11 protein-coding genes are annotated in these 12,710 nt (G+C 56.5%); 3 read left to right on the top strand and 8 right to left on the bottom strand.

Translation table 11 applies throughout. The features are described 5' to 3' along the window. Positions 1-7 precede the first annotated feature (7 nt). Positions 8-751, top strand: coding sequence for a carboxy-S-adenosyl-L-methionine synthase CmoA (gene cmoA / locus OGY07_RS05295; RefSeq protein WP_042283870.1), 744 nt, complete (start codon positions 8-10; stop codon positions 749-751). After that, the gene (gene cmoB / locus OGY07_RS05290; protein WP_042283873.1) at positions 748-1,716 is read left to right on the top strand and encodes a tRNA 5-methoxyuridine(34)/uridine 5-oxyacetic acid(34) synthase CmoB; all 969 of its coding nucleotides are present in this window, start codon (positions 748-750) and stop codon (positions 1,714-1,716) included. The genes cmoA and cmoB overlap by 4 nt, the downstream gene beginning before the upstream one ends. Positions 1,717-1,908: 192 nt before the next feature. Here cmoB and cutC read toward each other — a convergent pair whose 3' ends face one another. Then, complete coding sequence (cutC, locus tag OGY07_RS05285) at positions 1,909-2,655, bottom strand: copper homeostasis protein CutC (protein WP_286599124.1); 747 nt, start codon at positions 2,653-2,655, stop codon at positions 1,909-1,911. 2 nt (positions 2,656-2,657) lie between these two features. Continuing rightward, positions 2,658-3,224 (bottom strand): VOC family protein, encoded by a 567-nt coding sequence (locus OGY07_RS05280; protein WP_286599120.1) that lies wholly within the window; start codon positions 3,222-3,224, stop codon positions 2,658-2,660. A gap of 238 nt (positions 3,225-3,462) precedes the next feature. Here OGY07_RS05280 and argS point away from each other — a divergent pair, with 238 nt between their 5' ends. After that, positions 3,463-5,196: an arginine--tRNA ligase gene (gene argS / locus OGY07_RS05275; RefSeq protein ID WP_042283881.1), complete on the top strand. Its 1,734-nt coding sequence runs from the start codon at positions 3,463-3,465 to the stop codon at positions 5,194-5,196. A gap of 85 nt (positions 5,197-5,281) precedes the next feature. On the opposite strand, the gene bglB is transcribed toward argS, so the two are convergent. From bglB to cheZ, 6 genes are all read right to left on the bottom strand, one after another. Continuing rightward, positions 5,282-6,421 (bottom strand): beta-galactosidase BglB, encoded by a 1,140-nt coding sequence (bglB, locus tag OGY07_RS05270; RefSeq protein WP_286599118.1) that lies wholly within the window; start codon positions 6,419-6,421, stop codon positions 5,282-5,284. 4 nt (positions 6,422-6,425) lie between these two features. Next, positions 6,426-8,009: an MFS transporter gene (locus OGY07_RS05265; protein WP_042283888.1), complete on the bottom strand. Its 1,584-nt coding sequence runs from the start codon at positions 8,007-8,009 to the stop codon at positions 6,426-6,428. A gap of 260 nt (positions 8,010-8,269) precedes the next feature. Next, positions 8,270-8,662, bottom strand: coding sequence for a flagellar protein FlhE (flhE, locus tag OGY07_RS05260; protein ID WP_042283891.1), 393 nt, complete (start codon positions 8,660-8,662; stop codon positions 8,270-8,272). Continuing rightward, positions 8,662-10,740 carry a flagellar biosynthesis protein FlhA gene (gene flhA / locus OGY07_RS05255; RefSeq protein WP_042283893.1) on the bottom strand — a complete coding sequence of 693 codons (2,079 nt, stop codon included), beginning with the start codon at positions 10,738-10,740 and terminating at the stop codon, positions 8,662-8,664. The genes flhE and flhA overlap by 1 nt, the downstream gene beginning before the upstream one ends. Next, positions 10,733-11,881 carry a flagellar biosynthesis protein FlhB gene (gene flhB, locus OGY07_RS05250; RefSeq protein WP_286599116.1) on the bottom strand — a complete coding sequence of 383 codons (1,149 nt, stop codon included), beginning with the start codon at positions 11,879-11,881 and terminating at the stop codon, positions 10,733-10,735. The genes flhA and flhB overlap by 8 nt, the downstream gene beginning before the upstream one ends. Before the next feature lie 179 nt (positions 11,882-12,060). After that, on the bottom strand, positions 12,061-12,705 hold the full coding sequence (gene cheZ / locus OGY07_RS05245) for a protein phosphatase CheZ (RefSeq protein WP_042283898.1): 645 nt from the start codon (positions 12,703-12,705) through the stop codon (positions 12,061-12,063). Between the last annotated feature and the right edge of the window lie 5 nt (positions 12,706-12,710).

The raw sequence follows: 12,710 nt of genomic DNA, 5'->3' as shown, positions 1-12,710 counted from the left end.
TTACGTTATGTCTCACCGCGACACGCTTTTTTCTGCGCCAATCGCCAGTCTGGGCGACTGGACCTTTGATGAACGGGTAGCTGAAGTCTTCCCGGATATGATCCAGCGCTCCGTTCCCGGCTATTCCAATATCATTTCGATGATTGGCATGCTCGCCGAACGTTTTGTGCAGCCTGACACGCAGGTTTACGACCTGGGCTGCTCTCTTGGCGCGGCGACGCTCTCTGTGCGGCGTAATATTCAGCATCAAAATTGCAAAATCATCGCCGTCGACAACTCTCCGGCAATGATTGAACGCTGTCGCCGTCATATTGACGCGTATAAAGCGCCGACGCCTGTGGATGTGGTGGAGGGCGACATTCGCACCATCGCCATCGAAAATGCCTCAATGGTGGTGCTGAATTTTACCCTGCAATTCCTTGCGCCAGTTGAGCGCCAGGCGTTGTTGGATAAGATTTACCAGGGGCTGATGCCGGGCGGCGCGCTGGTGCTGTCGGAAAAATTCAGCTTCGAAGATGCGAAAGTCGGCGAGTTGCTGTTTAACATGCACCATGACTTTAAGCGCGCGAATGGCTACAGCGAGCTGGAGATCAGCCAGAAGCGCAGCATGCTGGAAAACGTGATGCTCACCGACTCGGTCGAAACCCATAAGGCGCGTCTGCGTCAGGCGGGTTTCGAACACAGTGAACTCTGGTTCCAGTGCTTTAACTTTGGTTCCCTGGTGGCGCTGAAAGCTGAGGTTCCGGCATGATCGACTTTGGTAACTTTTATCAACTGATTGCCAAAAACGCGCTTTCCCACTGGCTGGAAACCTTGCCCGCGCAGATTGCCGCCTGGCAGCGCGAACAGCACGGCCTGTATAAGCAATGGGCCAACGCGGTGGCGTTTCTTCCGGCCCTGACGCCTGACAGGCTGGATCTGCTGCACAGCGTTACGGCAGAAAGCGAAACACCGCTTACCCCGGGCCAGCTCAAGCGTATCGATACCCTGCTGCGCAACCTGATGCCATGGCGCAAAGGTCCATTCTCTTTGTATGGCGTGAACATTGACACCGAGTGGCGTTCAGACTGGAAATGGGATCGCGTTCTGCCGCACCTGTCCGACCTGACCGGGCGGACTATTCTCGACGTGGGCTGCGGCAGCGGTTATCACATGTGGCGCATGATTGGCGCAGGCGCGCATCTGGCAGTCGGCATTGACCCGACGCAGCTGTTCCTGTGCCAGTTCGAAGCGGTTCGTAAACTGCTGGGCAACGATCAGCGCGCCCACCTGCTGCCGCTCGGTATTGAACAGTTGCCCGCGCTTAACGCCTTCGATACCGTCTTTTCCATGGGCGTGCTGTATCATCGCCGCTCGCCGCTGGAGCATCTCTGGCAGTTAAAAGATCAGCTGGTGAAAGACGGTGAACTGGTGCTGGAAACGCTGGTGGTCGACGGTGACGAGAACACCGTGCTGGTACCGGGCGATCGCTACGCGCAGATGCGCAATGTCTACTTTATTCCGTCTGCGCTGGCGTTGAAAAACTGGTTAGAGAAGTGTGGTTTTGTCGATGTACGCATCGCCGACGTCTGCGTTACCACCACAGAAGAGCAGCGCCGCACCGACTGGATGATCACCGAATCGCTGGAGCAGTTCCTCGACCCAACCGACCACAGCAAAACCGTGGAAGGCTATCCGGCGCCGATGCGTGCGGTGTTGATTGCCACGAAGCCGTAGTATTTTGCCGGGTGGCGTCTACGCCTTACCCGGCCTACTCGTAGCATGTTTTCGCCAAAATAGTTCAGGTTGCAGCAAGGCGGCCAACACAGCGGCAGCCTGAAATATGCAGGAGAAAAAAAGGCCCCTGTTAATGGCAGGGGCCTGGTACGAGCAAGCATCATATTGGGCGACATGATGCAACGGTAAAAATCATTTGGCCTGATGGCGAGCAATGATTCCTTTCATTTCAGCAACCGCGGCGCCGTCAACCACATAGCGGGTGTATTCGTCCGCCTGCTTATCGGCTGACATTGACAACCCTGGGTTGCGATAACGCATCGGCGAGGGCTGTGTCGTTCCGGCTGAGCTGTGTACTTCCCGTACCCCGGCATCGAGGAAACGCTGCAGATTTGCTGCACGAACCCCTGCTCCGGCCATAATGATTGGAACATCGGCGTGGGCAATAAGTTCCAAAATTATTGATAAACCTTGCGCCGCATCTGATTTTTGTCCCGAAGTCAGCACTCTGGCGACGCCCAGTTCCGCGAGATTGTTAAGTGCTTTTAATGGATTAGCACACATGTCGAAGGCGCGATGAAATGTCACGGCCAGCGGCCCTGCCGCCTGCATAATTTGCTGCATGCGCGGCATGTCGACGTGGCCGTCCGCATCCAGCACACCGATCACCAGCCCCGGGAATCCCATCTCCCTCACCTGTCGCACGTCTTCAAGCATGGCGGCGAACTCCCCTGCGGAATAACAAAAATCGCCGCCGCGCGGACGGATGATAGGATGAACAGGGATCGTCACCTGCTGGCGAACCGTACTCAGCACGCCCGGGGAAGGCGTTAAGCCCCCTTCTTTCGGCGCGGCGCAAAGCTCAATACGATCCGCGCCGTTTTGCTGCGCGATGCGCGCGCATTCCATGCTGTAACAACAGATCTCAAGTAATGCCATTGTCACTCCTGCTGTTCGCTTGCCACGATCGCTTCAATTGACCACGGGTGGAATTTAACGGTGACGTGACCATCGGTAACCGCCAGAGTCGGATTCGGTAGACGCTCATGCACGCCTTTCGGCGAACTGGTTTTAACGACAATCCCCGGCTGGCTCAGTCCGTCATCGGCGAGCAGCGCCAACGCACGCGCGTTCAGGGTATCCGGCTCTCCCGGCAAAACGATTTCGATATGCTCCCATCCTTCGTGGGGATAGCGCTTATCGCCCGGCCAGGGCAGCTCAACAACGCTAAATGCCCAGTGCGCGACGCAGACGGGCTCATCCAGTTTAAACAGACAAATCGGTCTGCCATTGATGATATTTTCCGACAACAGTTTGCCGCATTGTTCAAAGCCTCGCCGCCAGCGTTCCGCAGTGGCGTTTTGATGACAACGCAAAGAGATATGGTCGGCATCAAGCGGCGCAATATCCAGACCGAGGCGAGTGGAAAGTTCCGTGAACGCCCGCGTGAATCGCGGGAGGTCGGCGGAAATATCATGCAGTTCGTCGAGGGTTTGCCAGTTCGCCATAATGTCAGCTCTTAACAGGTTTCAAAGCCGCTAATTTACTCTGTTGGTCCGACACAACCAACCGCAGATTGCGGGATTTGCCGAATGCATGGTTATGCACGCTTTTATCGCTTATTTTCTGCACGTTGTTCAGGCCGCGCAGTGCTGACGCAAGGGGCCATTTGCAGTATACTCCCGCCCTTGATTCTTAAACTGCGGCGGTAAATTTCAACCCGCTTCATCAACGTAAGGTATTCAGGTGAATATTCAGGCTCTTCTCTCAGAAAAAGTCAGTCAGGCCATGATTGCCGCAGGCGCGCCTGCGGATTGCGAACCGCAGGTTCGTCAGTCAGCAAAAGTACAGTTCGGCGACTATCAGGCCAACGGCATGATGGCGGTGGCGAAAAAACTGGGCATGGCGCCGCGACAACTGGCCGAGCAGGTGCTGACTCATCTGGATCTCAGCGGTATCGCCAGTAAGGTTGAAATCGCTGGCCCGGGCTTTATTAATATTTTCCTCGACCCCGCGTTTCTCGCTGAAAGCGTGGAGCAAGCGCTGACCTCAGATCGCCTCGGCGTAGCGAAGCCGGAGAAACAGACCGTGGTGGTCGATTACTCCGCGCCAAATGTCGCGAAAGAGATGCATGTCGGCCACCTGCGTTCCACCATCATCGGCGACGCCGCGGTGCGTACCCTTGAGTTTCTTGGTCATCATGTGATTCGTGCGAACCACGTAGGCGACTGGGGCACTCAGTTCGGGATGCTGATCGCTTATCTGGAAAAACAGCAACAGGAAAACGCCGGTGAAATGGCGCTGGCGGACCTCGAAGGTTTTTATCGCGAAGCCAAAAAACACTACGACGAAGATGAAGCCTTTGCCGAGCGCGCGCGCAGCTACGTGGTAAAACTGCAGGGCGGCGACGACTATTTCCTGCAAATGTGGCGCAAGCTGGTCGACATCACCATGTCGCAGAACCAGATCACCTACGATCGCCTGAACGTCACGCTGACCCGCGATGATGTGATGGGTGAAAGCCTGTACAACCCCATGCTGCCGGGCATCGTGGCCGATCTGAAAGCCAAAGGTCTGGCCGTCGAAAGCGAAGGCGCCACCGTGGTATTCCTTGATGAGTATAAAAACAAGGAAGGCGAACCGATGGGGGTTATCATTCAGAAGAAAGATGGCGGTTATTTGTACACCACCACGGATATCGCCTGCGCCAAATACCGTTATGAGACCCTGCATGCTGACCGCGTGCTGTATTACATCGACTCCCGTCAGCATCAGCATCTGATGCAGGCATGGACTATCGTCCGTAAAGCGGGCTACGTTCCGGATTCCGTCCCGCTGGAGCACCACATGTTCGGTATGATGTTGGGTAAAGACGGCAAGCCGTTCAAAACCCGCGCCGGCGGCACCGTCAAGCTGGCCGATCTGTTGGATGAAGCGCTTGAGCGCGCCCGCCGTCTGGTGGCGGAAAAGAACCCGGATATGCCCGCCGACGAGCTGGAAAAACTGGCGAACGCCGTCGGTATCGGTGCGGTGAAATACGCCGATCTGTCGAAAAACCGCACCACCGACTATATCTTTGACTGGGACAACATGCTGGCCTTTGAGGGTAACACTGCGCCGTATATGCAGTATGCCTATACCCGCGTACTGTCGGTGTTCCGTAAATCTGGTCTGGATGAGCGCGCCCTTGCCAGCGCGAGAGTGGTGCTTAGCGAAGATCGCGAAGCGCAGCTGGCCGCGCGTCTGTTGCAGTTTGAGGAGACGCTGACCGTTGTCGCGCGTGAAGGGACGCCACACGTCATGTGCGCGTATCTGTATGATGTCGCAGGTCTGTTCTCCGGTTTCTACGAACATTGCCCGATCCTGAGCGCAGAGAACGACGATGTGCGCAACAGCCGACTAAAACTGGCGCTGCTGACCGCTAAAACCCTGAAGCTGGGTCTCGATACGCTGGGTATCGAAACCGTAGAGCGGATGTAATTCCTTACGAGAATGACGCTGGCAAAATAAAAGGTTACCAGCAGAATAAACCCGGCTATCGCCGGGTTTTGTTTTTACTTCTGAATCAGAAATATTTCCGCAGATATTCCGTCAGGCACAGCATCGCCATCGCTTGGCCATACGGCATAGAGGTGAGCGGGATCGCACGATAGAAATCGAGATTGCTGCCCATTCCGGTCCCGAAGGAGGTCTGCAACAACTCCCCTTCCGGCGAGATATTCTGCACAATGCCGCGAATGGCTTTTTCCGCAACCCCGGCATATTCCGCGCCAACATAACGTTTACGTACCGCTTTCAGTATGCCGTAGGCAAAACCCGCGGTCGCAGACGCTTCCAGGTAGGACTGCGGATCGTCCAGCAACGTATGCCACAGTCCGCTTTCGTCCTGGCATTTTGCCAGCGCGGCGATTTGCGCCTTCAGAACCTGCGCCAGATAACGACGCACCGCATTGTTTTCCGGCAGATCGACCAGTTCCAGGAAATCCGGGATCACAATGGTCAACCAGCTGTTGCCGCGCGCCCAGCGGGCGTTGGCAAAGTTATGGTGCCCGTCATAATTCCAGCCGTGGAACCACAGGCCGGTTTCCCTGTCCATCAGGTTTTGGACGTGTAGCAGGAACTGATAGGTTGCCTCTTCGACATATTCCGGCCGGTTGAGCAACTTGCCAATTTTCGCCAGCGGTAACACTGTCATCATCAGCGTATCGTCCCACATCTGCTGGTGGTTCTCTTCCGCCAGCGTGATATGCTGCATTCCGCCATGGTCGGTACGCGGCATTTCATTCATCGCCCATTCCGCCCAGCTGTCCAGCCAGGGCAGGTACGCCGGATTACGCGTCTCCTCATAGCGATACGCCAGCGTTAAGAACGGCGCCATGGTGTTTACGTTCTTGGTGGTGGCGCCTTCCGCAAAGCGGTCGGCGAACCAATTGTCGATAATGTCGCGCATCGACGCATCACCGGTCTGCTGATAATACTGATACATTCCATACAGACCGACGCCGTGCGTCCATTCCCATCCTGCCCACCCTTTTGTGTCAATCACACGTCCGTCATCCAGGCGTAGCAGGAATTGGCCAGTCTCGTCCTTGATGTTGACCAGATTGTTCGTCACCGTCTGAATCAAACCCTTCAGCTCTTCCCGGGAGATAAAACGCTCCGGCTGTCGTAGTAACGCGCTATGTTTGACGGGCCAAACTTTCATATTTCTAACCTCTGTTATAAGTCGAATTCAACGTTGCTGCCCGCTTGAGCGAGGGTGCAGCAGGTTTATTACGATTCAGGTAACCAATATTGTTGTTACCCCAAAGTGATTCATACGGCAGACCCGACAGCATCTCGACGGTGGCGCGCGCCTGCGGCGTGATGTTCTCCGGCATCGCCCGGCCCGACTCACGCATTTTCGCTGTTTCTTCGCGTAGCGTGCTGTGGGTTTGCAAATTCAGTTTGAAACGCAGAGAGACCAGGAAACCGCAGGCCAGCACCAGCAGCGTACCGCAGCTGAGGATTAACAGTATGGTGTGGCTGACCGCCTCCGGCTGGGTGCTTTGCCCGGAAACGAAACCAGACGTCTGCATGACAATCCCGACCAGCATGACCGCTCCAGCCTGCGAGGCTTTGCGCGTCAGGGTCATGATCCCGGCGAAGATCCCTTCACGACGCTGACCGGTAATCACTTCATCCACATCGGCAATGTAGGTGTAGGTGTTCCACGGCACATAGTTAATCCCCCCACGCCCCAGACCAGCAATGGCGGACACCAGCAGCAACAGGGAATAAATATCGCTTAATCCGGCGTAATACAGCAGGGCATACGAGAGTGAGCTAAGACCAAACAGCACCACCACCATCCGGTAAGAAGGCGCAGGTCCGAAGCGGATGCACAGCGGGATCATGCCGATAACCGCAATAAACTGGAAAATCGCCATGGTGCCAAGCAGGTTTGACGCCATCGACGCTTCCTGCATCAGGACGAACACCACGTAATAGGTAAAGACCGCGTTGAAAACATCCTGCGCGATGTAGCCGCCCAGATACATGCCGAGATGCTGGCGGAAAATTTTAATCCGCAACGTAGAGCTCAGCTCAACAAACAGGCGGCGCATGCTCTGGCTGAACGTCAGGCTCTTTTTCTCTTCTTCCGCGCGTAGCGCTGCTTCCGTCCATTCCTCGCGTGGACGCTCCCAGGTGAAGAACCAGACGAACGTCAGCATCAGGGCGCACAGCACCGAGAACACCAGGCTGGCGTAGAAAAAGGAGATGGGGTTGTCTTTGCCAAACGCGGTCAACAGGATACCCGGCAAGAAGGAAGCGAGGATCGCGGACATCTGCGCCATGGAAATACGCGCGCCGGAAAATTTGGTTTTCTGTTTGAAATCATCGGTCATTTCCGGCACCAGCGTTTCATATGGCACCAGGATCATGGTGTAGACGATATCGAAAATCAGGTAGGTCAGCAGGTAGTACCAGAACCCCATATCCCCCACCCACATTAATGAGTAGCTAAAGACACATGGGATCCCCAGCAAAATAAAGAACTTACGGCGGCCAAAGCGTTTACCCAGCCAGGTTGAGCCGAAGTTGTCCGTCAGAAAGCCCATCAGTGGACTGACGACTGCGTCCAGCACCCTCGCCGCCGCAAAGATAAACGTCGCCTCTATGGGCGAAAGACCGCAAAACGTCGTATAAAAATACAGTAACCAGGCGGCTGTGAGCGCCGTGGTGCCTGCACCTAAAAAATCGCCTGAACCGTAGGCTAAATAATTCGCCAATCCAATTTTACGTGTTTTCATTGCCGTTAACCCTGCAATCAGTTGGGGGACTCCGACCTGTGGCTACGCCAGAGGGAGTACTTACACGGCTACAGTAAAAGCTTACCAGGCGGGATACCTTTTCGTTTTTGCCACCTGTCCTGGCGAAATGGCAAAAACGCAAAGAGACCGGCAACGCGTGTCACCGATTTATAAAACAGCGTTTCTGTTGAATCAAAAGAGGGGGCCAAAAATGCGAGTCAGGCAGCAAATTACGTTGCCGCCTGATGAAGAGATAACCGTTAGCGGTAGTTCACAATTACCTGATTGCGCTGTACTTTTAGGGCGGGAATCAGACGGCCGCCACCGGGTACTTCCCAGATAAAACGCAGCGGCTCCACGGCGGGCACGTTGCTAAAAGCGGTGGTTGTCCCACTTTGTCCATCAAGCTCGACGCAGCGCGACTGGGAGCATAAGCGCACCCGCAAACCGGCGGGCGTCGGGCCATTCAATTCATAACGCCAGGCCACCAGGGTCATCAGCCCGGACACTGGCTGACCAGCGGAAAGCGGCGCCGAGGAGGCGGATTCACCGCGATGGTTTAAGGTAATGCCGATGCTGCTGGCCTGCCATGCGCCTTCCCCGGCGGCCTGCGCCGCCAGCGGGAACAGCAACAGCCAAAGAAGTCTGCGCATTATTTACCTCCAATGGTTGCGGTCATGCGAATGTTACGATTGTCGGAAAGCTCCATGTTCGACAGGACAACCAGCTGCGGCAGACTGCGACGCAGAAAGCGCGACAGCAATGGGCGCAGCGCATGGTTGACCAACAACACTGGCGGCGCGCCAAGCATCTCCTGACGAGACAGCGCCTCTTGCGTTTGCGCCAGCAGGCGATCGGCCAGCCCAGGCTCCAGACCGCCGCCGCCCTGCAACGCCTGCAACAACAAGCGTTCGAGCGCCGTATCCAGGCCAATAACGCTGACTTCATCGCTACCGGGGAACCACTGCTGTGTAATTGCGCGCCCCAGCGCCACGCGCACCACGGCGGTAAGTTCATGGGGATCATTTTGCAGCGGCGCATGTTCCGCCAGCGTTTCAAGAATGGTGCGCATATCGCGGATCGGCACTTTTTCATCCAGCAGATTCTGCAGCACTTTATGCAGCGTGGTCAGGGTGACCACGCCGGGGACCAAATCTTCGGTCAGTTTCGGCATCTCCTGGGAGACGCGATCCAACAACTGCTGCGCTTCCTGACGGCCAAACAGTTCGGCGGCATATTTGCCGATCAAATGGTTGAGGTGCGTCGCCACAACGGTACTGGCTTCCACCACCGTAAAGCCCTGGATCTGCGCCTGTTCTTTCAGCGCGCTTTCGATCCAGATTGCATCCAGGCCAAACGCCGGATCCACGGTTTGCTCGCCTGGCAGCGTACCCGCCGCGGTTCCCGGGTTGATTGCCAGCCAGCGCCCCGGATACGCGTCGCCGCTGCCAATCTCCACCCCTTTCATCAGAATACGATAGTGCGCCGGTTGCAGATCCATATTGTCGCGAATGTGCACCACTGGCGGCAGGAAGCCCATGTCCTGCGCGAATTTCTTGCGGATACTGCGGATGCGCCCGAGTAACTCGCCATCCTGCTGAAAATCGACCATCGGAATCAGGCGGTAACCCACCTCCATACCGAGCGAATCTTCAAGCTGGACGTCGTTCCACGTCGCTTCCACCACCGAATTGTTTTCCGGCATTTTTACGGGCTGCGGTTCGCTGGGCGCCTTTTGTTCCCGGCCACGGATCCACCAGGCCAGCCCCAACAGCGCCGCCGTAAACAACAGGAAAACGAGGTTTGGCATGCCCGGCACCAGCCCGAGCAGGCCCAGAACCCCTGCGCTGAGCAGCATGACGCTGGGATTGCTGAAAAGCTGCCCCACCATCTGCTCGCCCACGTCCTGATCGGTACTGACGCGGGTGACGATCACGCCTGCGGCGGTCGAAATGACCAGCGCCGGGATCTGCGCCACCAGGCCGTCACCGATAGTCAGCAACGTATAACTTTCCGCCGCATCGCCCATGCTCATGCCATGCTGCAACACACCGACCAGCAGACCGCCGACCACGTTGATCACCATGATCAAAATACCGGCGATGGCATCGCCGCGAACGAATTTACTCGCCCCGTCCATAGAACCGTAGAAGTCCGCTTCCTGGGTCACTTCGGCGCGACGTTTTTTCGCTTCATCTTCGCCAATCAGTCCGGCGTTGAGGTCGGCGTCAATCGCCATCTGTTTACCCGGCATGCCGTCGAGCACGAAGCGCGCGCCAACCTCAGCGATACGCCCGGCGCCCTTGGTAATCACCATAAAGTTGATGATGACCAGAATGACGAACACCACGATCCCAATGGCGAAATTGCCCCCCACCAGGAAATGCCCGAACGCTTCGACCACCTTCCCTGCCGCCGCCGCGCCGGTGTGTCCTTCCATCAGAATGATACGGGTGGACGCCACGTTCAGCGCCAGACGCAGTAAGGTAGTGAACAGCAGGATGGTCGGGAAGGCGGCGAACTCCAGCGTACGCTGGGTAAACATCGCCACCAGTAACACCATGATCGACAGCGCAATGTTAAAGGTAAACAGTAGGTCGAGGATAAACGCGGGTAGCGGCAGTACCATCATCGACAGAATTAACAGGATGAGGATCGGCCCGGCAAGGATCTGCCATTGCGTGGTTTTCATGTTGTTGGGCAGGCGCAACATCGCGACCAGATTAGCCATCGGTAGTCTTCTCGTTCATAAAATCCAGTGACTCAGGCACCGGAAGATTTGCAGGTTGTGGTGGACGTTCCCCGCCAGCAAGACGCCAGCGTTTAAGCTGCCAGACCCAGGCCAGCACTTCCGCCACGGCGGCGTACAGTTGACCGGGTATTTGCTGACCAATTTCAGCATGGCGATAGAGCGCTCGCGCCAGCGGCGGCGCTTCAAGCGTGGGGATTTTGTTTTCCGCGCCAATCTCGCGAATGCGCAGCGCCACCAGTCCCGCCCCTTTGGCGAGCACTTTCGGCGCGCTCATTTTGTTTTCGTCATACTGCAACGCCACCGAATAGTGGGTGGGGTTGGTGACAATGACATCCGCTTTGGGCACGTCGCTCATCATGCGCTGGCGCGCCGCCGCTCGCTGCATCTGACGGATACGCCCTTTCACGTGCGGGTCGCCTTCGTTCTGTTTGAATTCATCGCGGATGTCCTGACGCGACATGCGCAGCTTTTTCAGGTGACTGAAGATCTGAAAGATCACGTCAAAGGCGACCATCGGGATCACACCGAGCACCACCAGCAATGCGCAGAGTCCGACGAGATCCAGCGCGTTACCCATCGCCGTAATCGGCGATTCCGCCATCAGGCGCATCATCTCCGGCCACTTATGCCACAAATAAAGCGCTGTCACGCCGCCCACCAGCGACGATTTCAGTATTGCCTTCAGCAACTCCGCGCCGGTCTGCGCGGAGAACATACGCTTAATGCCCGGCAGCGGGTTAAGTTTGGAAAATTTCGGCTGTAGCGATTTGCCGCTGAACACCAGCCCGCCGAGTAGCACCGGCGAGATCAGCGCCACCAGCACCACGCCGGTGATAAGCGGCAGCAGCGCGATCATCGCTTCTTTTATTAACAGGATGATTTGCCCGAGGATCCGATTGGGGTCATTGACCATGCTGTGATCAAATCGCAGCCCCGCCGACAGCATTCCCGACAGGCGCCTTGCCAACGACGCGCCGCCAATCCAGAGAATGCAGACCCCCACTAACAAAATCAGCAGAGAAGTCAGCTCCCGGGATCGGGGGATTTGCCCTTCCTCCCGCGCTTTTTCCAGTCGGTGGGGTGTGGGGGCTTCTGTTTTGTCGTCGTTCTCTTCAGACACGCATCAGATCCTGGATGGGCTTATGAGCGAGAATGATGCCAGAAGCGCCTGCCGCCAATGGGCAGAGTAAACGGCAAAAAAGGTCGGGTTTATGCCGTTAAGGAGGATAAGCGGATAGCAATACAGTCGCAGCTAATCTGTCATTAAGCCCGATGGCATGACGCCATCGGGCGACCTGGTTAAAAACCGAGGCTGTCCAGCAGGTCGTCTACTTGATCCTGGCTGGCGACCACGCCCGCCCGGGTCGTATCCACCTGCGGACCGTTGAGCAGACTGTCGTTTTCACGCTTCGGTCGTGCGCCCTGCTCCGGAATATTCTCCAGCAGCACCATCAACAGTTGACGTTCAATTTCCTGGATAACATCCATCATGCGCTTGATCACCTGACCGGTCAGATCCTGGAAATCTTGCGCCATCATAATGTCGAGTAACTGCGCGTTAGTGAAGCTGGTGTGTTCCGGCACATCGCTCAGGTATTTGCGCGTGTCGGTCACCAGTTCCCGGGCGTCTGCCAGCTCGATCGGGTTTTCAAACCACGCGTCCCAGCGCTTGCTTAACGCTTTCGCCCCTTTCTCCATTTCGTCCTGGTGCGGCTGTGAAGCTTCGACACTGTTCAGCGCGCGCTCGGCGGCCTGGGCGGTCATCTGCACCACATAGTCCAGACGGTCGCGGGCGTCCGGAATGGCTTCTGCCGCTTCGGCGATGGCCTGGTCCAGACCCAGCTCCCGCAGGCTGTCGCGCAGCATACGGGTCAGGCTGCCAATGCGCGCAATAATATCCCCGGCAGAGTGTTCATCTACGGGTTTCATGGTTGGTTGCATCATTGTCC

It is taken from the genome of Citrobacter sp. Cs237 (assembly GCF_030332325.1).
Taxonomy (GTDB): Bacteria; Pseudomonadota; Gammaproteobacteria; order Enterobacterales; family Enterobacteriaceae; genus Citrobacter_A; species Citrobacter_A sedlakii.
Note: the sequence above shows the minus strand (reverse complement) of the source record. Positions and strands in the feature narration are given on the sequence as shown.